This is a genomic window from Chryseobacterium sp. MA9 (assembly GCF_024399315.1).
Lineage (GTDB): Bacteria > Bacteroidota > Bacteroidia > Flavobacteriales > Weeksellaceae > Chryseobacterium.
This window is the reverse complement of the sequence record NZ_CP075170.1, coordinates 3,048,145-3,073,218: the sequence shown is the minus strand read 5'-3', so window position 1 is coordinate 3,073,218 and position 25,074 is coordinate 3,048,145. Positions and strand designations below refer to the sequence as shown.

Below are 25,074 nucleotides of genomic sequence, written 5' to 3'. Positions count from 1 at the left end.
CTGCTTCTTCTTTACCGGTCTGTACAAATACAGTTAATGACATTTTGAGTTCTCGCATTTTGATGCAACATTAACCGAATAAAGTCAGCATAATCTACACTTTTTTAAAAGTTTTTTAAAATTATCAAACAATTCAAAATGTTCCCAAAATTACGAATTTTTAATATTTTATAGAAACGAAATTATTTAGATTCTTTATAAATATGAATTTTATAATATCTATTTTTGGTCGTATTTTTGTAGACAAATGGTGAATATGAAAAATATCCTGATTGTTTTATGCGTTTTTATTTCGGCTTTCGTTTTTTCACAGACTAAATCTGTGAAGAAAATGACGGTGAAAAAAGGGGCTAAAACTATGGTTAAGAAAGGGGTTAAAGCCAATAAGCCTAATCCAGATTTGGTGTTAATCAATAAAGATATTCCGGTTTTGATTCCTAAAAAGAAGGGAGATCATTTCGGGTATGTTAACCAGAATGGAAAATTTATTATTCAGCCGGAATATCATATTGCTGTATTTTTTTATGAAGACTGTAATCTTTTGAATTCACCCAATGAAAAAGTTAGAAAATTTGGAACAAAAAACTATGCTACCGTAGAAAAAGATATGATTTCTTACCGTATAGATCAGTCGGGAAAGAGAGTTTATCAATTTAAAGAAGCAGACTTTGGTAAATGTAAATTTGAAGAATATAAGCAGCAGTTATTTCAGGCTTACACTTTGAACGGCTTTTACGGAATCATTGAAAAATCAAAATTTGTCAATGCTGCAGATTACAGGCAGTTCCAGATTTATCCTCAATATCAGTATCTGTATATTATGGAAGGAGATGATGTAGCCAATCCAATGATTGTTGCTTCCAATAATGATAAATTTGGAGTGATTGATGTTAACAATAAGATCATTATTCCTTTTGAGTATGCCAATATTAAAAGAAACTTCAGCTGGAAACTGGGGAAGATGTTTGAAGTTACGAAAGATGGAAAAAGCTACTATTATGTTGACTCAGACAACAAAACTTACTAAAGAATTATAAATGATGAATAACTCGTATTTTTCATAATGTTTTTGCCATCCTGTAACCCAATATCCTGCAACCCATAACCTGAATTTTAAATTCTCATTCATCTCATATATTTTTTGTAATTTTGCGGCTGAAATAAAGGGGTGCTTTAACAGGCTGAGATTATACCCAATGAACCTGGAACAGGTAATGCTGTTTAGGGATGCGTCATTATAGAGCGCTGAATTGTATAATATCTTATCGATCCCCTTTTATTCATTAAATGTCAAAGATTTATAGAATGAAAGGATTATTTTTTTTAGCGCTTAGCGTAGGTTCTGTGGCCTTTATCCAGGCTCAGAATAAGGATTCTCTGAAAGTCAGAGAAATAGAAGCCGTCAACTTTACCAAAAGACTGCCGGTAGCGAAGGAAATCATCAATGTACAGAAAGATTTAGACGGGAAAAATTTAGGACAGGATCTTCCTATCCTTTTAAAAAATCAAACCTCCATTATTTCTACTTCAGATGCAGGAAATGGGGTAGGATATACCGGTTTTAGAATTCGTGGAGTTTCAGGAAGCGGGATTAATGTAATGATGAATGGTGTCCCATATAATGATTCTGAAAGTCAGGGAACATTTTTTGTCAACGTTCCGGATTTAACAAGCTCTGCTTCACAGATTGTCATTCAAAGAGGGGTGGGAACTTCCAATAACGGTGTTTCAGCCTTCGGAGCAAGTATCAATGTGATTTCTAAAGATCCTGAAGACAAGTTTTATTTTAAAACAGATGACAGCTATGGCTCATTTAATACCTATAAATATTCAGCTGAGATAGGTTCCGGCAAGTTCTGGAAAAACCGTCTTTCCGTAATGGGAAGATATACCCATATTCATTCTGACGGATATATCGACAGGGCTTCATCAAACTTACATTCCTATAATTTTACTGCCTTATTTGAAGAAGGGAACACCAAGTTACGCTTAATGGCTTTTGGTGGAAAAGAGAAAACGTATCAGGCATGGAACGGTATTGACCGTAAAACATGGGAAACCGATCCTAAGTTTAATGTCTCAGGAGCAATTTATGATGCCAATTGGGAGAATATCGTAAGTTTCTATGACAACGAAACAGACAATTACAGACAGAACCACTATCAGCTGCTTTGGGAACAGAAATTCAGTGACAGATGGAATCTTGAAACTACTTTTCACTATACCAAAGGAAAAGGATATTACGAAAACTATAAGCAGGGAGATCCTTTTTCCAGATACAATTTACCTGATTTGACTGAAGGAGGGCAAACTATAAAATATTCAGACTTTATCAGAAAAAAATGGCTGAATAATGATTTTTATGGAATCGTTTCAACACTTTACGGAAAGTTTGAAAACTTAGATTTGAATGCAGGAGTAGTAGCCAACCAATATTACGGAAGGCACTACGGAAATGTTACAGGAGTATTTTTTCCTCAGATTGATGAAAGTGAGTATTACAGAAGCCGCTCGATAAAGAATGAAATTTCCGGTTTTGCAAAAGCTTTGTTAAGAGTAAATGACTTTGAATTTTTTGGTGATTTACAGCTTAGAAAAATCAACTATAACACCAAAATCCTGATGGCAGGTGATGGCGAAGGAGCAGATTTAAGCAAAAACTGGCTGTTCTTTAATCCAAAAGCCGGAGTAAATTACAGAATCGAAGGAGGTAAAGTATTTCTGTCATACGCTCATGCCCACCGTGAACCAAACAGAGATGATTTGATGGCTAATAACGATGTGAAAGCTGAAAAACTTCACGATATTGAGGCTGGTTTTGAAAAACAGTTCGGGGTTGTATCATTTACTGCAAATGTCTATTATATGTACTATGTGAACCAATTGGTTTTAAATGGGGAACTTAATAATGTAGGAGCGTTCATCAGAACCAATTCCGGAAAGAGCTACAGGAGAGGTGTTGAGGTTGGCGCTTTGGCAAAACTATCCAAGCAATGGGAGGTTTCCGGAAATGTAACACTAAGCCAGAACAGAAATCAGGATTTTAATATTCAAAATGGAGATATTCCTAAGAGCCTGGGAAATACTCAGATTTCATTTTCTCCGAATGTTATTGCCAATTTAAGCTTGAAATTCAATCCCACAAAGAATTTCCAGTTTGCTTTAATGAATCAATATGTAGGAAAACAATACCTGGATAATACAGAAGATGCCAACCTGCAGCTTAAAGATTACTTCCTGACAGATTTCAATGCTCAGTATCAGTTTAAAATTGCCAATAATGAAATTGCTTTAAAACTATTGGTGAATAATCTATTCAACAAAAAATATGTCAACAATGGATCTGTTTACGAAGGACAGCCGTATTATTTTTCACAGGCAGGAACCAACTTTATGTTTGGTGTGAGCTGGAAGATTCAATAATGAGAAGGTTAGGGAAACAAATAAGTGAATCTGCAAATCTGCTCTTTTACTCATTTCATTATAATTGTTAAGCTTAAAAAAAGAAGTTTAAATACCTGTATTCCTGTTTTGATACAGAATAATCAAAAGACTGTTTCGGCGGTCTTTTTTTATATAGGTTAAATATCTTAAAAAGTCATGAAAAAGTTATAAATTTGCTGCCAAATGAATATTTCAGCATACATTTTAGAATACTTAAAACAATTTGGAACTGCCACGGTTCCAGGCTTTGGGGTGTTTTCACTGAAAAATTCTAAGGCAATTATCAATTCCGAAAACGGGAGCATCTTACCTCCGGCCAGTCAGATTGAATTTACAATAGACTACGAAGTACAGGCTGAAGATCTTACTGCTTTTATTGCAGGACAGAAACAGATGTCTTTAGAAGCTTCAAGAAGTGATCTGAAGATCCAGACAGATTTTTGGAAGAAGAAACTTCAGGCCGAACAGGTTCTTGAAATTCAAAACCTTGGAACAGTCTTCATTGAAGAAGGACATACCCATTTCAAAGGAAAAAGAATAGAATCAGGACGTCCGGACTTTTATGGACTGGAAGAGATCAGATTTTCAGATATCAATAACGGAGAAAAGGTTAGTCCTTCAGTCAATCGCGAAAAAGATTTTAAATTCAGAAAGACTATTCTCTGGGTTTTTCTTTTGATTATTCCGGTTTTGGGGATTTTATACCTTGCATTTACCCAGCAGGAGCTTCTTTTTGGTAAGAAGTCTTTCAATAAGGTTTCTGTACAGACCTCTACCCACAGAATTGTAAAAGATACAACTAAGGTGATGGTACATACCCCGAAAACATCCGTTTCAGATTCTTTGAAAAAAGATTCATTAGCAAAACCTGCCGGAAAAGGAGTAAAACCAGCTCCGGCCGTTCCAAACAACACTAAGACTAGATGGCAAAAATAAAAAAAGCGTCAGAATCTCTGACCATTATGACCAATATCGTTCTTCCGAACGAAACCAATTCTTTAAGAAATCTTTTTGGAGGTGAACTTTTAGCGAAAATGGACCGTTGTGCGTCTATTTCTGCAGCAAGACACTGCGAAAGAAGAGTGGTAACAGCTTCTGTAAACCACGTATCTTTCAATCACCCGATTCCGGAAGGCGGAGTAGTGGTATTGGAATCTAAAGTTTCCAGAGCATTCTCTACTTCTATGGAAGTATATGTGGATGTATGGTTGGATGACCCAATCAATCAGAAGAAAATTCACACCAATGCAGGTATTTATACCTTCGTTGCTGTAGATGAATTCAACCGTCCGATTCCTATTCCGGAAATGATCCCGGAAACAGATGAAGAGAAAGAAAGATTTGCAGCTGCATTCCGTAGAAAAGAACTTTCATTAATTCTTTCCGGAAGAATGAAACCTTTGGAATCTGTAGAACTTAAAAAACTCTTCCAGGAACCGCAGGAATCTAAGAAAGACAAAAAATAGAGTTATATACTTTATCAATAAAAATGCTTTTAAACTTTGCTGAGTGCTAACGCCTTTGCGAGCTTAAAAGCATTTGTTTTTTCAGAAATTTGCGAACTTTGCGGTAGAATAAAAACAGTAATCTTAGGAATATGCTCCTATCTCTAAAACCATTAAATAAAAAATGAAAATACTTCTTTTAGATAAAAACCATCCTCTTATCACAGAACAGTTGATTGCTAAAAACTTTATACTGGAAGAGGATTTTACATCGTCTTATGATGAGGTTTGTGATAAAATTGGAAATTACGACGGGATTATTATCAGAAGCCGTATTCCTTTAGACCAAAACTTTCTGGAAAAAGGTAAGAACCTGAAATTTATTGCAAGAGTAGGTGCCGGAATGGAAAATATAGACATTCCTGTTGCTGAAAAGCTGGGAATCCAACTGATCAATTCTCCGGAAGGAAACAGAGATTCTGTAGCAGAGCATGTGGTAGGAATGCTGCTTGTGATCATGAACAGACTTTTTATTGCTTCTCAGGAAGTGAAAAACGGGATCTGGAAGCGTGAAGAAAACAGAGGAGATGAATTGCTGGGAAAAACTGTGGGGCTTATCGGATATGGAAATATGGGGAAGGCAACTGCTAAAAGGCTTTCAGGATTCGGATGTAAAGTGATCTTCCATGATATACTCCCTGATCTTTCGGATGAATATGCAACACAGGTTTCACTGGAAGAGCTGAAGCAGTCTGCAGAGGTTTTAAGTTTACATATTCCTTTGACTTCAGAAACTCATTATCTTATTGACGAAAATTTCATTGCAGAGATGAAAAATGACTTCTATTTTGTCAATACGGCAAGAGGAAAAAATGTGAAAACTAAAAGTTTAGTAGAAGGATTGAAATCAGGAAAAGTAAAAGGCACCTGTCTTGATGTATTGGAATATGAAAAGTCTTCTTTCGAAAATATTGAAGCAGAAAATGAAAATCTAAAATACCTTCTTGAATCCGAAAAAGCGATTGTAACACCACATATTGCCGGATGGACGCATCAGAGTAAAGAAAAACTGGCCCAGTTTATTGTGGATAAAATTGTAGCTTCACATTGTTAAGCTAATAAACGAAGAAAATAAAAGCTAAAGGCGGATTTACAAAAAGTAAATTCGCTTTTTCGTATATTTTCAATTTTATATTGATTTTTAAACAAGTAAGAAACTCTGTAATCATGATTTGGACACCAATAACAATTGAAGAAATCTTAGAAATGATTTTCTCCACAGAAAAAAGGGTCTTCCTGTTTAGAAAACAAATTTTTGCTTCTGGTCATCTTGGCTATTTTATCTATTCGCGATTTTCACTCTCATTTATGTTAAATAATTCATAATATGCCTATCTTATTTATTATTTATTTTTGAGTTTTATTAAATTGCCGCTCATTTTGAATCTCATGACGAAGCGTAATTTTGTACTTATCCTAACTGTTCTTTTATCAATATTTTCTTGTAAAAAAAAGTCTGAAGCCACAGAAGCTTCAGCAGAGAATGCAACCAATCTTCCTAACTATGGAAACGTAGATCTTGGGGACATTTTCACTAAAGGTGATGGACAGCTTCTGAACAGGCAGACAACAGTAAGTTATATAGATCAGTATTACAAAAAAATATGGGATGGAGGAGATCTTAGCGGTGGAATTTTAGTTGCTAAAGGAGATGAGATTCTTTACGAAAACTACAGAGGTTTTGGAAGAGAAGGCAATCAGATGCCGATTGATAAAAATACACCTTTACATGTAGCTTCGGTTTCAAAAACATTAACAGCAATGGCAATGATGAAACTTATTGAGGCAGGAAAAATAAAACTTACAGACCATCTTACCCAATTTTTTCCGGGATTTCCATATCCGAATGTTACCGTTCAGACTTTATTGGATCAAAGAAGCGGTCTTCCGAAATACGAATATTTTATTCCTAAAATACAGCCTGTACCGGCAGAACTTTCCAAACCGTTTATTACGAACCAGGATGTATTGAATATGATTATTAAATACAAACCTGATCTGGCAAGAGATACCGATACAGGATTTATGTACTGTAATACCAACTTTGCTTTATTGGCTTTATTGGTTGAAAAAGTAACAAAAACTCCTTTCCCGCAGGCGATGAAAGAAATGGTTTTCACTCCGTTGAAAATGAATAATACTTACATCTTCCAGGAAAAAGATATTCCAACAGCTTCACAGTCTTTTTATTATGGGGGAAATAAATTGTATCCTTTAGACAGACTGGATCTTATTTATGGTGACAAAAATGTGTACACTACCCCAAGAGATTTGTACAATTTCTCAAAAGCAATGTTTTCGAAAAACTTTCTGAAACCAGAACTGATGCAAATGGTTTTCACTCCTTACAGTAATGAAAAGGCAGGAATGAATAACTATGGTTTAGGATTCAGGATGAAAATTTTTGATAATGGTGAAAAGCTGACGTATCATAATGGATGGTGGCATGGTACAAACTCTGTATTTGCCCACCTTTTAAAATCTAAAGTTACCATCGTGGCTATCGGAAACAAATATTCAAACAAAGTATATACAGCCCTTGCATTATCCGGATTATTCGAGGATTTTCCTTTACAGAAGGAGAAGCTGCACACCGTTATGCATGACAATAAAGATACTTTAAATTCCGGACAGGAAGTTTTTGGAGAATAATGTTTATTTTTGCTTAAACATTTTCATGAAAAGGTTTCTTTTATTATTTGTTATCTGTTTTCTTGTACATTCATGTGCAAGAGTGGGATCTCCTGTTGGAGGGCCTAAAGATACTCTAGCGCCAAGGTTTTTAAGTTCAAACATTGATACTACAAGAATTAACGTCAAAAAAGATATTCACGAGCTCCGTCTGGATTTTGATGAATATGTGACATTGAAGGATATCAATAAAAACCTGATTATTTCACCTCCTATTAAAGGGATAACGAGGATTCTTCCTTCAAATATAGCCAACAAGTTTGTGCTGATCCAATGGACGGATACTCTTCAGGCCAATACAACTTATAATTTCAATTTCGGAAATTCTATTGTAGATAATAACGAGTCGAATATACTGAGGTATTTTAATTTTGCTTTTTCTACGGGAGACAAACTGGATGATCTTTACATCAGTGGTGAGGTAAAAGATGCAATGGATATTAAAAAGAAAACGGGAACAACAACAGAAAATAAGCTTGTGGTTGGATTGTATCAGGTAAAAGATACAATGGATTATAAGAAAAAACCTTACTATATCACCAAGGTAGATGAAGATGGGTATTATGAACTGAATTATCTTACCCCTGGAAAATATAAAATTATTGCTTTTGACGACGAGAACGGAAATTCTATGTATGACCCGGGAAAAGAAAAGGTTGGGTTTCAGAAGGATCCTGTAAATGTAGAGAAATCTATTTCAGGATTGAATTTAAAAGTATATCCTTCCAAAAAAGCAGTGAAATATGTGGAAATGAAAGAAATCGCAGGAGGAGCTTTGATGACATTTGAAGGAAATCCTGATGACGTAAAAGTTCAGTCACTGAATGAGAAAATAAAAGATATCAAAATAACGCATAACCCAAAATCCGACTCTGTCAGAATTTGGTTTGATGCAGTAAAAGATGATGTGGGGCAGACAGCGAATGAAAAACTCACGTTTACTCATAATAAAGGTCCGAAAAAAGATAGTGCCTACAGCGTTTCTTTATTTTACAGATATAATAAGAAGAATGCGATGGATGTCGTGAGCGATAATGATGGAACTTCAATCGCTCCAAAAGCAGATTTAAAGCTTGCATCAAACTATATTGTAGATAAAATTGATCCTTCAAAATGGACATTAAAAATCAAAGGCGACAGTTTAACAACTATACCATTCACAGCTAAAATTTCAGAAACAAATCCTTATCAGATCCATGTTCAATCGGATTTTGTGATGGGAAAAAGCTATGAACTTACTGTTCCTAAGGAAACCGTATCTTCATTCTATACAAAAAATAGCCAATCAAAGCGTTTCGACTTTGATGTTGCTAAAATAGATCAGTTTGGAAGTGTTGAGTTCTCTATTTCAAATGCTCCGGAAGCAAATTATTGGATTCAGCTGATAGATTCTTCGGACAAAATTGCCTATCAGAAATATATAAAAGGTGACAAAGTAAAGTTTGATATATTGAGACCTGCAGAATATATTGTAAGAATTCTGGTAGATAATAACGGAAATAAATACTGGGATGAAGCAGATTTCGCTAATGATGTATTTGCTGAAGATGCATATATCTTCCATAAAAAAGTGATCGTAAGAGGATTGTGGGAAACAAGAGAAGATTGGGATCTGAAGGATACCAGAACACTCGATAGCCCTAAATCAGCATCAGGAGCTTCGGCACCAACATCAACCTCTATTCCGGTATCAGAAACTCCACAGCCTGTAACACCTACGACAACGAAGGCACCGCTGAAAAAAGAATTTAAATCCGGTAATGCTGTTTTAACTCCGGCAAAGTAAGCAGATGAAAATGGCTAAGAAAATCATATTTTGGATATTGGTGGGTTTTGCCCTGATTCAGTTTTTTCCTATTGACAGGACCAATAAACCGGTTGATTTTGCAACGAATTTCGTTGATGCAAGGAAAACACCCGAAAAGATTGGAACACTGCTTAAAAATGCATGTTATGACTGCCATTCCAATGAAACAGTTTATCCGAAATATGCTTTTATTGCACCTGTATCATGGTCTGTAAAAAGCCATGTAAATGAAGGCAGAGAACACCTTAACTTTTCTACCTGGGAAACGTATAATAAGGATTTGAAGGAGAATATGATTACTAAATCTATTCAGACTATCCAAAGCAAGGCAATGCCAATGCCGGGCTATATTGTCTATCATAAAGAGGCCAATCTTTCAGAAGCAGAAAGAGCATTGCTGATTCAGTATTTTGAAGAAATGCTTAAGGCTAAAACCTATTAAATTTTATAACAAAAAAACTCTCGCAGATTTTGCAAATTGAGCAGATTGTAAAAACACAATCATCTGCTGGATCTGCAAAATCTGCGAGAGAATATATTACAAAAATTATTTCTTTAAATAGCTCTCAAAAAATCTCTTCTGAGAATCAAAAGCAATATCTTCAAGGTCTAGCTCCTGTAAAGGAATCCATACCGCTTCTGAGATCTCTGTGAGTTCAAGATTTACCTCAAACTTTTCCGAAACATTATACTCATAAAAGAGATCGATGGTATTGTAATCGATTTCCTTGTATTGATAGATATTAGGGAGGCTGGTAAGGTATTTCAGGTTAGAAATATCGATGTCAAGCTGAAGTTCTTCAAAAAGTTCTCTTTTACAGGTTTCCTCTGCACTTTCTTTAGGGTCAACGAATCCTCCGGCAAGATCGAGTTTTCCTTTTTTAGGATCTCTGTTTCTTCGGGTAAGGTAAATTTCGTTACCACATCTTATGACAACCGCCACGGCACCTGCCACATTATTATACAAAGTAAAACCACATTCCGGACAGCTCCATTTCTTTTCACCGTCCCAGTGTAAGGACTCTTTGCCACAGCTTGGGCAATATTTCAATAGTTTCATTGAGCAATATTAATATTTCTCGGGTGATAACTCAAAATAACATCCCTTAATTCTTCTGTTTTCAGATGTGTATAGATTTCCGTTGTGGTAATACTGGAGTGTCCCAGCATTTCCTGAATATAGCGGAGATCTGCTCCATTCTGCAGTAAATGCGTAGCAAATGAATGTCTGAAGGTGTGTGGAGATATTTTTTTGTTAACCCCTGCTTTATCTGTAAGTTCTTTAATGATAAGAAATACGATTACTCTGGACATAGAGGTCCCACGGCTGTTCAAAAACAGAGTATCTTCATATTTCTTATTGATCTTACCTTTAGAACGTACCTCTTTGATATAAGTTTCCAGCAAATCAGCGGTATAGTCGGCCAAAGGAACAAAACGGGTTTTGTTTCCTTTTCCATTTACCTTGATATATTGCTCTTTAAAGTTGATATTGGAGATCTTCAGATCAATCAGTTCAGAAACGCGAAGTCCACACCCATATAGTACCTCTATGATGCAGTGGTTTCTTTTTCCAAGATCTGTATTGACCTCAATAGCAGCGATAATTTTGTTGATATCAGGCAGGCTTAAAGTATCAGGTAGGTATAATCCCAGTTTAGGGCCTTCAAGTAACGCAGCAGGATTGTCTTCACGATATTCATCTTCAAGTAGAAATTTGAAAAAAGCTTTGATGGAAGATATCCACCTTGCCTGTGATCTCTCACTGAATTTCTGTTTGGAAAGATTGAAAATGTATTCCTGCAGGTTTTCGTAACCGATAGAGTCTGGACCGACATTTTCCAGATCCTCTTGTGCGTAATCTTTTAATTTCTTAATGTCCCGAACGTAGGCGTCGAGCGTGTTTTCTGAAAAATTTCTTTCGAAACGAAGAAATATTTCAAAATCTTTGATCTTTTCATCCCAAGTCATTTGTGCTTATTTTTTTAGTTCACAGTCCGATATTTGTTCTATTTCAATGTTATGGTTTCTTAGGAACGATATTCCATCGTCATCCGAATACTCATTAATATACACCAGTCTCGTAATTCCTGCCTGCAGAATCAGTTTACTGCATTCTTTACAAGGAGAAAGCGTCAGATATAACGTTGCTCCCTTTGCAGATTGAGTAGAAGCGGCCAGCTTTAATATAGCGTTGGCTTCAGCATGCAATACGTACCAGTGTGTTTTTCCTTCTCCATCTTCACAGCAGTTTTCGAATCCCGAAGGAGTCCCGTTGTAACCATCTGAAATAATCATCCTATCTTTTACGATAAGAGCTCCCACCTGTTTTCTCTTACAGTAGGAGAGTTTTGCCCATTCCTGAGCCATTTTTAGATAAGCTTTATCAAACTTATTCATACCACAGCATTGTTTTTTTCGAAATAATTTGGATTAAAATCTTTTAGAAAGTTTAGAAGTTCGGCTTTCTCTTCTCTAGAAACGCAGTAACTCCTTCTTTCTTATCTTCCATTTCAAAAAGTTCCCCGAAATATTTGATTTCAGTTTCAAAACCTTTCTCCGTGTCAGATAAATTCACGGCATTTATAGCCTTTGATATTGCCATTGGTGAATTGTAGGCAATAGTGTTTGCTAATTCTTTCGTTTTGGTTAATAATTCTTCAATAGGGTATACTTCATTTACCAGCCCGATCTCTTTTGCTTTTTGAGCAGCGATCATTTTGGCAGAGAAGATCATTTCATTGGCAATACCTTTTCCTACAAGCTTTGGAAGCCTTTGAGTTCCTCCGTATCCCGGGATTAATCCAAGAGTTACCTCAGGAAGTCCTAATCTGGCGTTTTCCGATGCGTATCTGATGTGGCATGCCATGGCAAGCTCCAAACCTCCTCCTAATGCAAAACCGTTTACGGCTGCAATGACAGGTTTAGACATGTTTTCAATTTTGTTGAACAATATATTTTGTCCGTTTCTTGCAAGTTCTTCCGCTCTTTCCTGTCCGAAGTCGCTGAATTCCTTGATATCAGCTCCCGCTACAAAAGATTTTTCTCCACTTCCGGTAAGGATAATTACTCTGCAGGAAGTATCAGCGTTAAGCTCATCCAGTGCGGTACTGATTTCCTGAATTGTTTTTGCATTTAAAGCATTTAAACTTTCAGGTCTGTTTATGGTAATGATAGATAATTTATCTTCTTTTTTTAATAATATGTTCTCGTAACTCATTTTTCCACTTTAAAATATCATCCTTTGCAAATTATGAATTTTTTACAAAAAAAAGGAAAAAATATTATTTTTTTTTCCTTTTTTTTAATTTATCATTCAATATGATTATTTGGAATGATTCATCATATTTGCATCAATATTGACGTTTAGTTGAGATGCCACTTTCATGCCAAGCTCAATGTTAGCACGGAAAAAGTGACATAACTGTCGGTTGATAATCTCGTCTTTTTTCGGTCCGGTGATACCATTCATGCTGCCTACAATATTTTTGATCAAATGATCCCTGTCGTCCGCATTCATTGCTTTTGAATACAAAAGTCCCGGTTGAGTATAGTGATCACTGTCGTTATCATTTCTGTTGTAACTGGCAACGTGAGCACTATCTAATTCATACTCAAAGCTTTTATAATCAGAATCTACCTTGATATCATCAAAGCTGTTCGGATGGTAATTCGGTTTGTCCTGATAGTAGCTTGAATCTGCCATATAGCCGTCTCTCTGGTAGTTGTTGACAGCAAAAGGACATCTGTTCACCTCCAGTTGATGTGCATTGACGCCTACTCTGTAACGGTGTGCATCAGGATAAGAGAATAACCTTCCCTGCAGCATTTTGTCCGGTGAAAAGCTGATTCCGTTGATCAGGCTGCTTGGTGAAAATGTTGACTGCTCAACATGGGCAAAATAATTAACAGGAACTTCATTCAGCTCCATTTCTCCTACCTCAATCAGAGGGAAATCATCGTGGAACCATACTTTTGTTACATCAAACGGGTTCCATCTGAAATCTTTTGCCTGCTCCTCTGTCATCACCTGAATGTACATAGTCCATTTTGGGAACTCTCCATTTTCGATAGCGTTGCAAAGATCTTCCTGCGCAAAATCCGGGTTTTCTCCGGCCATTTTTACCGCTTCTTCATTGGTGAAGTTTTTTACCCCTTGTTTTGTTTTGAAGTGGAATTTTACCCATACTCTTTCATTTTTATCATTGATCATAGAGAAAGTATGAGACCCAAATCCATGCATATGTCTGTATCCGTAAGGTGTTCCTCTGTCTGACATTAATATAAGAACCTGATGAAGTGATTCAGGATTTAAACTCCAGAAATCCCACATCATTGTGGCACTTTTTAAATTGGTTTTTGGAAGTCTTTTTTGAGTATGGATAAAGTCCGGAAATTTTTTTGCATCCTTAATAAAGAATACCGGAGTGTTATTTCCTACAAGATCCCAGTTTCCGTCTTCTGTATAAAATTTTAAAGCAAAACCTCTAGGGTCTCTTGCAGTATCTGCACTTCCTTTTTCTCCTCCCACAGTGGAGAAACGGGCAAACATTCTGCATGAGTTTCCCACTTTTGAAAACAGTTTTGCTTTTGTGTACTGGCTTATATCATGGGTTACGGTAAAGGTTCCGTATGCTCCGCTTCCTTTAGCGTGCACTATTCTTTCAGGAATTCTTTCCCTAACGAAATGGGCAAGATTTTCCTGAAGAATAAAGTCTTGCAGCAATACAGGGCCTCTTGGTCCTACCGTCTGTGAATCCTGATGCTCAAAGTAAGGTGCTCCGTTGCTTAACGTTAATTTTTTAGAATCCATATAATTGAAGATTTGAATAATTCTTTTTCCTTTTTCTAAATCGAAGTGTAAAGGTAGTGAATATCAAATTTACTTGAATTTTTAATTGCTAATAACAAAAACGTTATATCTTTGTAATAGATAATATTAATCAAATGAACATTCAGCAACTGGAGTATCTTATCGCTGTTGATAAGTATAAACATTTTGGTAAAGCAGCTCAGGCATGTTTTATTACGCAACCTACGTTAAGTGCCATGATACAGAAATTTGAGGATGAACTGGATGTGAAGGTTTTCGACAGAACTACTCACCCGATTCGTACCACGGATGTAGGTCTTCAGATTATTGATCAGGCAAAAGTTATTATAGAATCTGTCAATGAGCTGAAAAACAAAGCGAATCTGTTGAATAATATTTTAGGAGGAACTCTTAATCTTGGAATTATTCCTACTGTTTCTTCTTTCATTCTGCCTACGGAAATTTTCAAATTCCTTGAAGATAATCCAAAGATTCAGATGAATGTAAAAGAAATGACAACGGATAATATTATTAAAGCTTTAAAAGCCGGAGAGCTGGATGCGGGAATTATCTCAACGCCATATGACACAGCTGATGAGTTTTATCAGGATTTCTTATTCAACGAAGAACTGATGATTTACAGTTCCAATACAGAGGCCAACAAAAAAAATTCTTACATCATTCCGGAAGATCTGAATGTAGAAAAAGTATGGCTGCTTGAAGAAGGAAACTGCCTTAGAAATCAGTTTGAAAACATTTGCCATCTGAAAGAAAATACATTGAAGCCTAAAAATTTAGATTTCCTGGCTTCCAATATCCAGACCCTGGTACACATGGTAGATAAAGTAGGGGGAATCAGTATTCTGCCGGAGCTTGCATTGAGTCAGCTTTCAGAAGAACAGAAGAAAAATGTTTTCAGATTCAAAAAACCTTTCCCTTATCGAGAAATCAGTATTATTTATTATAAGCCAACATTTAAGCAGAAAATTATTGACGAATTGTCACATTCTATCAAAACTTCTTTAGAACTTAAGCTGAATTATCACGAAAGTCCAAAAGAATTTGTAAGCATTAAGCCTCAGTAATGGAAATGCTTTAAAGTGATAGAAATCATCAATTTAAATAAAATAATAATTAATAAACAAAATTTTTGAGTATTACGAAAATAGTACTTAAATTTGCTGACGTTTATTACGAGGAAAAATTTGACCTGATTGCAACCTCTATAAAAATATGCTAAAACAGTATTCTTTTTTTCTGGGCAATTTTATTTCATATTTTTCTTCAATACAATTTTTTTAAATCTTTAAAAACAAAAGAATTATATGTCTTATTTATTTACATCTGAATCAGTTTCAGAAGGACATCCGGATAAAATTGCCGATCAAATCTCTGATGCATTAATCGACCATTTTTTAGCATATGATAAAGACTCAAAAGTAGCATGTGAAACTCTTGTAACTACCGGACAGGTGGTATTGGCAGGAGAAGTAAAATCAGATGCTTATCTTGATGTACAGACCATTGCCAGAGAAGTAATCAACGGAATTGGGTATACAAAAGGAGAATATATGTTCAATGGAGATTCTTGTGGAGTGATCTCTGCTATCCATGAGCAGTCACCTGATATCAACCAGGGAGTTGACAGAGCTGTAAATGATGAGTCTTTCGAAGCAAAAGCAAATGCACAGGGAGCAGGAGATCAGGGAATGATGTTTGGATATGCTACCAATGAAACGGCTAATTATATGCCTCTTGCATTGGATCTTGCCCACACGATTCTAAAAGAACTTTCTGCAATCAGAAGAGAAAATAAAGAAATCACTTATCTTCGTCCTGATGCAAAGAGTCAGGTAACTATTGAGTATTCTGATGACCACAAACCAATTAGAATTGATTCTATCGTAGTTTCTACTCAGCATGATGATTTTGCAGCTGAAGAGGAAATGCTGAATAAGATCCGTGAGGATATTAAAAACATTCTGGTTCCCAGAGTTATTGCACAGCAGACAGAGGAAATCAAGGCTTTATTCAACGATCAGATCAAATATCATATCAATCCTACAGGGAAATTTGTAATCGGAGGACCTCACGGGGATACAGGTCTTACAGGTAGAAAAATCATCGTTGATACTTACGGTGGTAAAGGAGCTCACGGTGGTGGTGCTTTCTCTGGAAAAGACCCTTCTAAAGTAGACAGAAGTGCTGCTTATGCTACAAGACATATTGCTAAAAACCTAGTAGCTGCAGGAGTAGCTGATGAAGTTTTAGTACAGGTTTCTTATGCTATTGGAGTAGCTGAGCCTTGTGGTTTATACATCAATACTTACGGGACTGCAAAAGTAGACCTTCATGATGGTGATATCGCGAAAAAAGTTTCTGAGATTTTTGATTTAAGACCTTATGCTATCGAGCAGAACTTAAAATTAAGAAATCCGGTCTATCAGGAAACAGCTTCTTACGGACATATGGGTAAAGAGCACTATATAGCTGATAAAACGTTCAATAAAGGGCATAAAAATGAGCTTACATTGAAAGGGCTAGAGTTCTTTACTTGGGAGAAACTAGACAAAGTAGAGGAAATTAAAGCCGCTTTTGGAATTTAATTTCCCTTAAAGAATAATAAATGAACTGCTTTATCTTTGGATAAGGCAGTTTTTTTTAATTTTACACCTTAATAATATAGAAAGATGATGAATTTTCGAGCTGTAGTTGCTGTCCTGTCCCTGTTTTTGCTAAGTACATTAGCAAAGGCACAATATACCATGCATAAAATGATTACTGTAGGGTATACTTATCAGAATCAAAGTTTTGGTGAAATAGGAGGGAAATTACTTTTTCTCAAAAATGATGATGTGATTTACAGATTGGGAGGATCTGCACTGATGGGAGTAGCGGACTCCAAATTTGCTATCATGCCAAAGCTGCAGGCGGATGTTCTTCTTAATTTTGAAAAAAATGTGGACTTCTATCACTCTTATTACTTTTTGGCAGGAGTAGAAGGAACCAATAAATACATTGCCCCTAAGATAGGAGTCACCTTGTTTGGGATGCTGGACCTTACCGGAGGCTATGCTTTTCCTATAGGAGACACCCGATTGAACGGAAAAGAGATGAAAGGTCTAAATATTAATTTTACATTAAATATCCCTACAGTCTTTATTCATGACATGTTTAAATGATTTTTTTTAGATTTTTCTCTATAAAATTTAATAATAGGTTAACAGTTATTAAAAAATTATTATATTTACATCATAATAATTGTACTACCGCCTATAGAAGAGACTCTACTCTAGAACTGTTTTGTTTATACAGCAAAGGCCAGAAGAAATATCTGGTAGAATGCTTGTCTGCAAATATTTATATTGAGAAGAGTTATGAAATCAAAATCGGATAGTTTACTAATTTCCCTTTACCAGAAAGGAGACGAGGGTGCGTTGTCAACCCTTATTCATCGACATCAGAGAGAACTGTTTACATTCATTTTTTACAAAATTAATGATGAAGATTTAGCTAATGATATCTTTCAGGATACATTCATGAAAATTATTGTTATGTTGAAAGAAGGGCGCTATAACGAAGAAGGTAAATTTATCCTTTGGGCAAAAAGAATTTCCCACAATTTAATCATCGATCATTTCAGATCAAAAGCAAAGAATATAAAAGTTTCGGAAACTACTTTTGAAACCGATGAATATTCTATTTTTGATTTGATCAGAGAGCCTTCTGAAAATATTGAAGATCAGCTTGTGACGAATCAAATACAGGAGGATCTTTTAAGGATGCTGCAGTTTTTACCACAAAATCAGCAAGAAGTAATCAAACTGAGATTTTTTGACGGGCTTAGCTTCAAGGAAATTGCAGATCATACGGATATGAGCATTAATACTACCCTTGGAAGAGTACGGTATGCGCTCATAAACCTGAGAAAAATCATGGATGAAAATAATATAATATTAACCAGATAAATAATATTTCGGGAAATTTCACGTTTTAAGGAAAACATACTTCGCTTATGAAAAAAAATGACTCCTTAAAAGTGAAAACTTTGAAACCTAAGAAACAAACCATTGATTTTTTGCTGAATTTTTCTAAAAGCCTTGAAATTGTGAAAAGCAAGAGCAAAAATTATCCTATCTCGAAAAATTAAAATTATTAACTTTGTGCTGTATGAAAATGCAGCACGTTTTTTTTGACCTGGATAATACACTCTGGGATCACCGCAGAAATGCCTATCTTACCATCAAAGAACTTTTTGAAAAACAGGAAATTACTTCAAAGTATCATATTGATTTTGAGGAATTTCACTCTGTTTACCATGATATCAATGAAGATTTATGGGAAAAGATCAGAGATGGGATTATTGGCAAAGAGTACTTGAGAGAACACCGTTTTTATGATTCATTTAAACATTTTGGAGTAGATAATAAAGAACTTGCTCTTTATTTTGAAGAAAACTTCCTTGATAATATCGTGAGTCATAATGAATTGGTAGAAGGAGCTGAAGATGTTTTAGAATATCTGAAAGCTAAGAATTATACATTACACATTATTTCCAATGGATTTCAGGAAGTAACAGAAAGAAAATGTACCCTGTCCGGAATTGCACCTTATTTTAAAACGATTACCAGTGCAGATGCTGTAGGAGTAAGAAAACCCAATCCCAGAATTTTTGAATACTCCTTAGGGCTTTCTGAGGCCAGAAAAGAAGAAAGTATTCTGATTGGGGATGACTGGATTGCTGATGCCATGGGAGCAACAGATTTCGGGATGGATGCTATTTTCTTCGATGTCTATAAAGAAGACAGGCAGAAGGAAGGATTAAAAGCCATTACCCATCTTCAGCAGATTAAAGAATATCTATAATAAGATCATAAAATCTAATAAAAAGCCATTAAGTTTTACTTAGTGGCTTTTCTGTTTTTAATACTTTTCTAAAAATCAACGTAAACATCTGTTATCATCTCCGAAAATCTGTGGTCAAATTTAAACTTTACCCTATTTATTTTTTAACGAAATAATTTTTCCCAATTCTTTCCCAAATTGATTTGGAACTTTGCTCCATAATAATGACAGAAAAATTAAATGTTATGAAAAATGTAAAGAAAATCACAGGAGTATTGATGATTATGTTTTTATTAATAGGAGGCTTAATTTCGGCACAGGACAGAGCGATCAATGCTAATCAGCTACCTAAAACAGCTAAAAACTTTCTTGCTGCCCATTTTAAAGGAATCCCTGTAAACTCAGCCATAGAAGACAGAGAAATCTATGGAGTAGACGAATATAAAGTATATCTGACTAATGGAATGAAAATGGAGTTTGACAGCAATGGAAACTGGAAAGAAGTGGATGGAAAGCATCAGAAGCTTCCGTATGGTTTTATTCCGGTATCCATCAGAAATTACAGTACAAAGAACTTTCCCAACACCTACATCATCAAGATCGAAAAGAAAAGATGGTCTTATAAAGCAGAGCTTTCCAACGGATTGGAGCTTGAATTTGACAGTAACGGAAATTTTAAAAGAATTGATGATTAATTCACAACTAATATAAACACTAAATTTTAATAATATGGTTAACTGGAATTTAATAAACAGTAACGGAAGAAAGATCTCTTCTGCCCAGATTAGAAAGAATATGGTCTCATTTATGACAAGGAATCATCCTTGCAGCGTAATCCATTCCATCGAAAGAAAATATAATGCCTATAAAATCCATTTGATGAACGGTAAATGTCTTGTTTTTGATGCAGAAGGCTGCAATGTGAAATCAAATTAGATTATTCATGAAAAAGCACCTGAGGGAAGAGGGCAGAGAGTATTTCCATTTTATAGATATCTTATCGGTGATATATCATATAACACTTATACTGATCCTGTTTTCTTAGACTTTCGGATGTGAATTTCTATCTCCGGCTTCCCTCCTTATAATTTCCTATATTTGATATTAGTTAATCATGCAGCAGAGCATATAGACCCAGAGGTATGAAGATTTTAATAGTAGAAGATGAACCCGAACTGAAAGATACAGTCCAGAAATTTCTTGAAGCAGAGCATTTCATTGTGGAATATGCAGAAAATTACAGCGGCGGGCTGGAGAAAATTATTTCTTACGAATATGACTGTATTTTGCTGGATATTATGCTGCCTGACGGAAACGGAATAGATCTGCTGAAAGAAATAAAAAAAATGCACAAGAAAGATCCCGTAATCATCCTTTCTGCTAAAGATTCAGTAGATGATAAGGTAACCGGACTGGAAATTGGAGCTGATGATTATCTTGCAAAACCTTTCCACCTTGCGGAGCTGATGGCGAGAATCAAATCTGTGATCAGAAGAAAAAATCAGGATGGCGAAAATATTATCCGTTACAAAAATATAAGTATTGATCCGGAGAACAGAACAGTAAAAATAGGAGATGAGGAGCTGGTTCTCAACCGTAAAGAATATGATCTTTTGTATTATTTTGTTATCCATCCGGAAAAAACCCTGCAAAAGACAACTCTGGCAGAAGCCATTTGGGGAGATTATATAGATCAGGCAGACAGTCTGGATTTTATTTATTCCCAAATCAAAAATCTTCGTAAAAAATTAAAAACACTCAATGCAGAAGCCGATTTCCAGGCTGTGTACGGAATAGGATATAAATTCATCTGATGAAAGTCTCTTTAAAATATTATACCATAAAATACCTGATCATAATCCTGCTATTTATTATTGCAGTTTGGGCAGGATTGTTTTATGCCTACATTCTGGATGAAGTACATGATAATGTAGATGATGGATTGAGGAACCGGAAAATACAGATCATCAAAGCTGTTTATCTTAATCCTCAGCTTTTGAATAATAATGATTTTGGATTCAATGAATTTAAAATCAACCCAATCAAAGCTGAAGAATATCAAAACAAAAGCAGGCTTTACAACAAGATGTACTACATGGAATATGATGATAAAGACCAGCCTTACAGGGTTCTTGAGGCAGACTTTATTGATCAGTTCAAAATGAATCAACGGCTTATCATAAGAACTTCCACCGTAGAAGAAGATGAATTGATATACGATCTTACGACAGCCTTGATTGTGCTTTATCTCCTTTTGGTCATAAGTATTGTTGTAATCAACGGATATCTGTTGAATAAAGCAATGAGGCCTTTCTATCTGATTTTGGATAAACTTAAAAAATATCAGTTTGGAATCCCTTTTTCGCAGGAAAAGCAGACTTATAAAATCACCGAGTTTGAAGAATTGAATGTGGAAATCAATGAAATGATTGAACGTAACGAGCTTGTTTTTTATCAGCAGAAACAGTTTATTGAAAATGCTTCTCATGAGCTTCAGACTCCTTTGGCTATTGTGATCAATAAGATTGATCTCATGGTTCAGAATGATGATCTTGATAAAAAGAATCTTACCTTTCTTACTGAAGTGAAGAATGATCTGAGAAGAATGGTAGGGTTAAATAAATCCTTACTCATGCTTTCCAAAATTGAGAACAGCCAATTTAATAAAACTTCAGATGTTAATTTTAATGGGATGATTGCTCAATTGGTTCAGAATTATGAAGATTTCATTACATTTAAAAAAGTAGAGGTCAATATTATTGAGAAAGGGCAATTTATGGCAGATTTTAATCAGGATCTGGCAGATATTCTGTTATCCAATCTTCTTAAAAATGCTGTTAAATATAATAATGAAGAAGGAACCTTAAATATTATCGTTGAAAATAACAGGATCACATTCCAAAATAGCGGAACATCTGTACCTTTAGATAAATCAAGAATTTTTAACCGTTTCTATAAACAGGGATCAGATCATACATCCACAGGCTTGGGACTGTCTATCATTAAAACCATTATAAAACAATACCCAGGCTGGGATATTGTCTATGAATTTGGAGATCAGATGCATTACTTTATTCTGACAAAGAATAATGCCCGTTAAAAAGTAATATTTTATATCAATTTATATCAATAGAAAAAGCCTTTCAAACGAAAGGCTTTCTTATGTTTAAAACTCGGAATTAAAATCCTAAGCTTGTTCTTACTCTTTTAAGAGTTTCCAGTGCGATAGGTCTGGTTTTCTCAGCGCCTTGCTGTAGTTTTGCTTCCAGCTCGTCAAGATTGTTCATATAATAATTGAACGTTTCTCTTTCCTTCTCAAAACGTACCAGAATAAGATCCAGTAATTCTTTCTTAGCATGTCCGTATCCGAAGTTTCCGGCAAGATATTTTGCTCTTAATTCTTCAGTCTGTTCAGGTGTAGCAACAAGTTGATAAATCTGGAATGTTTTATCTGTTTCAGGATCCTTAGGCTCTTCTAAAGATTTTGAATCCGATTCAATACTCATTACCTGCTTTTTAAGTTCCTTTTCAGGTAAGAAAATATTGATGATATTTCCTCTTGATTTTGACATTTTCTGACCGTCTGTTCCAGGAACATATTTGGTGTCTTCCTGAAGTTCAGACTGTGGCAGCACAAGAATTTCACCCATCTGATTGTTGAATCTTGAGGCAACATCTCTGGCAAATTCCAGGTGCTGAAGCTGGTCTTTTCCTACAGGGACAATTTCAGCATCATACAGTAAAATATCTGCAGCCATCAAAATAGGATAAGTAAAGAGACCCGCATTTACATCCTGAAGTCTGTCAGCTTTATCCTTGAATGAATGGGCCAATGTTAATCTTTGATAAGGAAAAAAACATGATAAATGCCAAGAAAGTTCACAGGTTTCAGCGATATCACTTTGTCTGTAGAAATATGTTTTTTCAGTATCCAATCCACAAGCAAGCCAAGCCGCAGCAATCTCGTAGGTATTTTGTCTTAACGTCTGCGCATCTTTAATCTGGGTAAGCGTGTGAAGATTCGCAATAAATAAAAATGATTCATTTCCTTCCTGCTTGGATAGTTCAATAGCAGGAATAATTGCCCCCAATAAATTTCCAAGATGGGGTGTTCCGGTGGCTTGAATGCCGGTAAGAATTCTTGACATTTGTTTAAAATTTATATTTAAAAATTAATGAATAGCAAATTTACGAGGTTTGACGGGAATAATGGTGTAAAAGATTAAAAGATTAAAAGATTAAAAGATTAAAAGATTAAAAGATTAAAAGATTAAAAGATTAAAAGATTAAAAGATTAAAAGATTAAAAGATTAAAAGATGTTGTCATTTAAAATTCAATAGGAGCTTTAGCCTGGCCAGCTTTAAATTAAGAACTCGTTCAATAGCTTTAGCCAAAACCTATCAATCCACAAAAATCTAGCATGTTCAACCCAATCATCTGTGAAAATCTGCGTAATCTGTGGTTAAAAAAGATTAAGGAATCACAATCTTCTCTCCTCCAAATTTAGGCTCTACCCCAAAAAGAAGATCCCAGTAAGCTTTTGCTTTGGCAGCATATTCTCTAATGTTGGTTTTTAACCCTGCATATTTATTTACATCAGCAGCATTATATCCAAAGGCTTCCATTCCATTTTTTCTGGCCAGGAAAACGGCTCTTTCATTGTGGAATTTCTGAGAAATAATGATCAGCTTTGTCTGGCTGAAAATATCTTTTGCTCTTACCACAGAATCCAGCGTTCTAAACCCGGCATGGTCTAAAATAATTTTATCCTGTGGAACTCCTTCCTGCATCAACGCCAGCTGCATATCTTCAGGTTCATTATAGTCTTTGGTACTGTTGTCGCCACTTACAATGATATATTGTACTTTTCCGCTTTTGTATAAATCGCTTGCAGCCTTAATTCTGTTGTAGAAATACGCATTTGGGGTTCCGTTGGCCAGAAGTTTTCCGGTTCCCAGTAACAGTCCTGTTTTGGCTTCCGGTACATCAGCGATATTGTAAGATACAAATGATTCGCTGTCCTTTTTGATGCTGTAATTCGCCCAGGCAATAAAAATAATTCCTGCAACCAGAAGAAGCAGGAAAATTTTAAAAATATTTTTGATTATTTTTTTCATCCGAAAATACATCTTTTAAAACTCAAGCCCATTTGGGAATGCTTTTTTTCTGAAGATTAGAAGGAAAGCCGCACCTATTGTGATAGCAGAATCGGCAACATTGAAAATATATTTGAAGAACTCAATATGTTTTCCTCCTATTAAAGGCCAGCTTTCGGGAACGTACCAGTCTACTACCGGGAAGTGAAGCATATCTACCACACAGCCTTTCATAAAGGTAGAATATCCATGTCCGAAAGGAACAAGCTTAGAGATGCCTCCATATCCAATCCATCGGTCGGTACTGGCATCATATACTGTTCCGGTATCGAAGATCATTCCGTAAAACATTCCGTCAATAAGATTTCCGATTGCTCCGGCGAAAATGATAGCCATTGGAATCAAAAGATAATTGGAAGCTCCGTCTTTTAACCATTTTTTAAACATATATACCATTCCTCCGATCAGGAAAACTCTTAGGATTACCAGAAAGTATTTTCCGATGATTCCGCCAAAATGAAATCCATAGGCCATTCCCGGGTTTTCAACAAAAGTTTTGTTAAAGAAACCGTTTATCACAGGAATGCTTTCATTCAGTTCAAAATGAGTTTTGATGTAAATTTTTGAAGCCTGGTCAATTAACAACACTAAAAATGTTATCGCTAATATCTTTTTCATTACTGTCCTTTAGGTTTTGACGGTTTTGCAGCAGGTTTTATATTGTTATTATCGCTTGCTTTCTTAACCACTTTCTGTCCGTTATACGAACTTTTAACATGAGCTTTTTCAAATTTAATGTTCATTTCTTTCAGTACACTTTTCAGTGCACTAAGCTCCATTGAATTTTTTGGATGTACTATAATAGATTCCAT

26 protein-coding genes are annotated in these 25,074 nt (G+C 35.4%); 17 read left to right on the top strand and 9 right to left on the bottom strand.

All coding sequences use genetic code 11. The features are described 5' to 3' along the window. Positions 1–256: 256 nt before the first annotated feature. From KIK00_RS13950 to KIK00_RS13915, 8 genes are all read left to right on the top strand, one after another. Entirely contained in the window at positions 257–1,027 is a 771-nt protein-coding gene (locus KIK00_RS13950; RefSeq protein WP_255812987.1) for a WG repeat-containing protein, read from the top strand. A 278-nt stretch (positions 1,028–1,305) separates the two neighbouring features. Beyond that, the gene (locus KIK00_RS13945; RefSeq protein ID WP_255812986.1) at positions 1,306–3,423 is read left to right on the top strand and encodes a TonB-dependent receptor; all 2,118 of its coding nucleotides are present in this window, start codon (positions 1,306–1,308) and stop codon (positions 3,421–3,423) included. Positions 3,424–3,627: 204 nt separating this feature from the next. Next, positions 3,628–4,380 (top strand): hypothetical protein, encoded by a 753-nt coding sequence (locus tag KIK00_RS13940; protein WP_255812985.1) that lies wholly within the window; start codon positions 3,628–3,630, stop codon positions 4,378–4,380. After that, entirely contained in the window at positions 4,368–4,910 is a 543-nt protein-coding gene (locus KIK00_RS13935; RefSeq protein WP_105702355.1) for an acyl-CoA thioesterase, read from the top strand. The genes KIK00_RS13940 and KIK00_RS13935 overlap by 13 nt, the downstream gene beginning before the upstream one ends. Before the next feature lie 163 nt (positions 4,911–5,073). Continuing rightward, positions 5,074–6,003 carry a 2-hydroxyacid dehydrogenase gene (locus tag KIK00_RS13930; RefSeq protein WP_255812984.1) on the top strand — a complete coding sequence of 310 codons (930 nt, stop codon included), beginning with the start codon at positions 5,074–5,076 and terminating at the stop codon, positions 6,001–6,003. A 335-nt stretch (positions 6,004–6,338) separates the two neighbouring features. Beyond that, on the top strand, positions 6,339–7,601 hold the full coding sequence (locus KIK00_RS13925) for a serine hydrolase (RefSeq protein WP_255812983.1): 1,263 nt from the start codon (positions 6,339–6,341) through the stop codon (positions 7,599–7,601). Positions 7,602–7,626: 25 nt separating this feature from the next. Continuing rightward, positions 7,627–9,426 (top strand): Ig-like domain-containing protein, encoded by a 1,800-nt coding sequence (locus KIK00_RS13920; protein WP_255812982.1) that lies wholly within the window; start codon positions 7,627–7,629, stop codon positions 9,424–9,426. Positions 9,427–9,430: 4 nt separating this feature from the next. Beyond that, a complete protein-coding gene (locus tag KIK00_RS13915; RefSeq protein WP_255812981.1) occupies positions 9,431–9,889 on the top strand; it encodes a heme-binding domain-containing protein in 459 nt (152 codons plus the stop codon). A 105-nt stretch (positions 9,890–9,994) separates the two neighbouring features. Here KIK00_RS13915 and KIK00_RS13910 read toward each other — a convergent pair whose 3' ends face one another. From KIK00_RS13910 to KIK00_RS13890, 5 genes are all read right to left on the bottom strand, one after another. After that, positions 9,995–10,507 (bottom strand): NUDIX domain-containing protein, encoded by a 513-nt coding sequence (locus KIK00_RS13910; RefSeq protein WP_255812980.1) that lies wholly within the window; start codon positions 10,505–10,507, stop codon positions 9,995–9,997. Beyond that, on the bottom strand, positions 10,504–11,418 hold the full coding sequence (xerD, locus tag KIK00_RS13905) for a site-specific tyrosine recombinase XerD (RefSeq protein WP_255812979.1): 915 nt from the start codon (positions 11,416–11,418) through the stop codon (positions 10,504–10,506). The genes KIK00_RS13910 and xerD overlap by 4 nt, the downstream gene beginning before the upstream one ends. 6 nt (positions 11,419–11,424) lie before the next feature. After that, entirely contained in the window at positions 11,425–11,847 is a 423-nt protein-coding gene (locus KIK00_RS13900; protein WP_034692520.1) for a dCMP deaminase family protein, read from the bottom strand. 52 nt (positions 11,848–11,899) lie between these two features. Then, positions 11,900–12,667 (bottom strand): enoyl-CoA hydratase-related protein, encoded by a 768-nt coding sequence (locus KIK00_RS13895; protein WP_255812978.1) that lies wholly within the window; start codon positions 12,665–12,667, stop codon positions 11,900–11,902. A gap of 105 nt (positions 12,668–12,772) precedes the next feature. Then, a complete protein-coding gene (locus tag KIK00_RS13890; protein ID WP_255812976.1) occupies positions 12,773–14,260 on the bottom strand; it encodes a catalase in 1,488 nt (495 codons plus the stop codon). A 134-nt stretch (positions 14,261–14,394) separates the two neighbouring features. On the opposite strand from KIK00_RS13890, the gene KIK00_RS13885 reads away from it, so the two are divergent. The 9 genes from KIK00_RS13885 (at position 14,395) to KIK00_RS13845 (ending at position 22,205) form a co-directional block, all read left to right on the top strand. Beyond that, positions 14,395–15,345, top strand: coding sequence for a LysR substrate-binding domain-containing protein (locus KIK00_RS13885; protein ID WP_047377365.1), 951 nt, complete (start codon positions 14,395–14,397; stop codon positions 15,343–15,345). A gap of 240 nt (positions 15,346–15,585) precedes the next feature. Next, on the top strand, positions 15,586–16,866 hold the full coding sequence (gene metK / locus KIK00_RS13880) for a methionine adenosyltransferase (protein WP_255812975.1): 1,281 nt from the start codon (positions 15,586–15,588) through the stop codon (positions 16,864–16,866). A gap of 84 nt (positions 16,867–16,950) precedes the next feature. Continuing rightward, on the top strand, positions 16,951–17,442 hold the full coding sequence (locus tag KIK00_RS13875) for a hypothetical protein (protein ID WP_255812974.1): 492 nt from the start codon (positions 16,951–16,953) through the stop codon (positions 17,440–17,442). Positions 17,443–17,637: 195 nt separating this feature from the next. Beyond that, positions 17,638–18,228 carry an RNA polymerase sigma factor gene (locus KIK00_RS13870; protein ID WP_047377368.1) on the top strand — a complete coding sequence of 197 codons (591 nt, stop codon included), beginning with the start codon at positions 17,638–17,640 and terminating at the stop codon, positions 18,226–18,228. Positions 18,229–18,430: 202 nt separating this feature from the next. Further along, entirely contained in the window at positions 18,431–19,126 is a 696-nt protein-coding gene (locus tag KIK00_RS13865; RefSeq protein WP_255812973.1) for a YjjG family noncanonical pyrimidine nucleotidase, read from the top strand. Between the two features lie 224 nt (positions 19,127–19,350). Then, positions 19,351–19,800: a PepSY-like domain-containing protein gene (locus KIK00_RS13860; RefSeq protein ID WP_255812971.1), complete on the top strand. Its 450-nt coding sequence runs from the start codon at positions 19,351–19,353 to the stop codon at positions 19,798–19,800. A 34-nt stretch (positions 19,801–19,834) separates the two neighbouring features. After that, entirely contained in the window at positions 19,835–20,041 is a 207-nt protein-coding gene (locus KIK00_RS13855) for a hypothetical protein (RefSeq protein ID WP_255812970.1), read from the top strand. Positions 20,042–20,247: 206 nt separating this feature from the next. Next, the gene (locus KIK00_RS13850) at positions 20,248–20,919 is read left to right on the top strand and encodes a response regulator transcription factor (RefSeq protein ID WP_255812968.1); all 672 of its coding nucleotides are present in this window, start codon (positions 20,248–20,250) and stop codon (positions 20,917–20,919) included. After that, the gene (locus KIK00_RS13845; protein ID WP_255812966.1) at positions 20,919–22,205 is read left to right on the top strand and encodes a HAMP domain-containing sensor histidine kinase; all 1,287 of its coding nucleotides are present in this window, start codon (positions 20,919–20,921) and stop codon (positions 22,203–22,205) included. Before KIK00_RS13850 ends, KIK00_RS13845 begins: the two co-directional genes overlap by 1 nt. 79 nt (positions 22,206–22,284) lie before the next feature. Here KIK00_RS13845 and trpS read toward each other — a convergent pair whose 3' ends face one another. The 4 genes from trpS to KIK00_RS13825 all read right to left on the bottom strand — a co-directional run bounded on the left by trpS (position 22,285) and on the right by KIK00_RS13825 (position 25,074). Then, positions 22,285–23,253: a tryptophan--tRNA ligase gene (gene trpS / locus KIK00_RS13840; protein ID WP_255812964.1), complete on the bottom strand. Its 969-nt coding sequence runs from the start codon at positions 23,251–23,253 to the stop codon at positions 22,285–22,287. A 325-nt stretch (positions 23,254–23,578) separates the two neighbouring features. Further along, positions 23,579–24,223, bottom strand: coding sequence for a vancomycin high temperature exclusion protein (locus KIK00_RS13835; protein ID WP_255812962.1), 645 nt, complete (start codon positions 24,221–24,223; stop codon positions 23,579–23,581). 15 nt (positions 24,224–24,238) lie between these two features. Next, entirely contained in the window at positions 24,239–24,880 is a 642-nt protein-coding gene (locus KIK00_RS13830) for a lipoprotein signal peptidase (protein ID WP_255812960.1), read from the bottom strand. Next, the gene (locus KIK00_RS13825; RefSeq protein ID WP_255812958.1) at positions 24,880–25,074 is read right to left on the bottom strand and encodes a DUF2683 family protein; all 195 of its coding nucleotides are present in this window, start codon (positions 25,072–25,074) and stop codon (positions 24,880–24,882) included. The genes KIK00_RS13830 and KIK00_RS13825 overlap by 1 nt, the downstream gene beginning before the upstream one ends.

Coding starts and splice junctions, on each gene's coding strand:
- KIK00_RS13930 (WP_255812984.1), top strand. CDS start 5,074: ATGAAAATACTTCTTTTAGATAAAAACCATCCTCTTATCACAGAACAG.
- KIK00_RS13825 (WP_255812958.1), bottom strand. CDS start 25,074: ATGGAATCTATTATAGTACATCCAAAAAATTCAATGGAGCTTAGTGCA.
- KIK00_RS13950 (WP_255812987.1), top strand. CDS start 257: ATGAAAAATATCCTGATTGTTTTATGCGTTTTTATTTCGGCTTTCGTT.
- KIK00_RS13900 (WP_034692520.1), bottom strand. CDS start 11,847: ATGAATAAGTTTGATAAAGCTTATCTAAAAATGGCTCAGGAATGGGCA.
- trpS (WP_255812964.1), bottom strand. CDS start 23,253: ATGTCAAGAATTCTTACCGGCATTCAAGCCACCGGAACACCCCATCTT.
- KIK00_RS13870 (WP_047377368.1), top strand. CDS start 17,638: ATGAAATCAAAATCGGATAGTTTACTAATTTCCCTTTACCAGAAAGGA.
- KIK00_RS13860 (WP_255812971.1), top strand. CDS start 19,351: ATGAAAAATGTAAAGAAAATCACAGGAGTATTGATGATTATGTTTTTA.
- KIK00_RS13940 (WP_255812985.1), top strand. CDS start 3,628: ATGAATATTTCAGCATACATTTTAGAATACTTAAAACAATTTGGAACT.
- KIK00_RS13850 (WP_255812968.1), top strand. CDS start 20,248: ATGAAGATTTTAATAGTAGAAGATGAACCCGAACTGAAAGATACAGTC.
- KIK00_RS13895 (WP_255812978.1), bottom strand. CDS start 12,667: ATGAGTTACGAGAACATATTATTAAAAAAAGAAGATAAATTATCTATC.
- KIK00_RS13925 (WP_255812983.1), top strand. CDS start 6,339: ATGACGAAGCGTAATTTTGTACTTATCCTAACTGTTCTTTTATCAATA.
- xerD (WP_255812979.1), bottom strand. CDS start 11,418: ATGACTTGGGATGAAAAGATCAAAGATTTTGAAATATTTCTTCGTTTC.
- metK (WP_255812975.1), top strand. CDS start 15,586: ATGTCTTATTTATTTACATCTGAATCAGTTTCAGAAGGACATCCGGAT.
- KIK00_RS13885 (WP_047377365.1), top strand. CDS start 14,395: ATGAACATTCAGCAACTGGAGTATCTTATCGCTGTTGATAAGTATAAA.
- KIK00_RS13845 (WP_255812966.1), top strand. CDS start 20,919: ATGAAAGTCTCTTTAAAATATTATACCATAAAATACCTGATCATAATC.
- KIK00_RS13835 (WP_255812962.1), bottom strand. CDS start 24,223: ATGAAAAAAATAATCAAAAATATTTTTAAAATTTTCCTGCTTCTTCTG.
- KIK00_RS13865 (WP_255812973.1), top strand. CDS start 18,431: ATGAAAATGCAGCACGTTTTTTTTGACCTGGATAATACACTCTGGGAT.
- KIK00_RS13945 (WP_255812986.1), top strand. CDS start 1,306: ATGAAAGGATTATTTTTTTTAGCGCTTAGCGTAGGTTCTGTGGCCTTT.
- KIK00_RS13875 (WP_255812974.1), top strand. CDS start 16,951: ATGATGAATTTTCGAGCTGTAGTTGCTGTCCTGTCCCTGTTTTTGCTA.
- KIK00_RS13935 (WP_105702355.1), top strand. CDS start 4,368: ATGGCAAAAATAAAAAAAGCGTCAGAATCTCTGACCATTATGACCAAT.
- KIK00_RS13855 (WP_255812970.1), top strand. CDS start 19,835: ATGGTTAACTGGAATTTAATAAACAGTAACGGAAGAAAGATCTCTTCT.
- KIK00_RS13910 (WP_255812980.1), bottom strand. CDS start 10,507: ATGAAACTATTGAAATATTGCCCAAGCTGTGGCAAAGAGTCCTTACAC.
- KIK00_RS13920 (WP_255812982.1), top strand. CDS start 7,627: ATGAAAAGGTTTCTTTTATTATTTGTTATCTGTTTTCTTGTACATTCA.
- KIK00_RS13890 (WP_255812976.1), bottom strand. CDS start 14,260: ATGGATTCTAAAAAATTAACGTTAAGCAACGGAGCACCTTACTTTGAG.
- KIK00_RS13915 (WP_255812981.1), top strand. CDS start 9,431: ATGAAAATGGCTAAGAAAATCATATTTTGGATATTGGTGGGTTTTGCC.
- KIK00_RS13830 (WP_255812960.1), bottom strand. CDS start 24,880: ATGAAAAAGATATTAGCGATAACATTTTTAGTGTTGTTAATTGACCAG.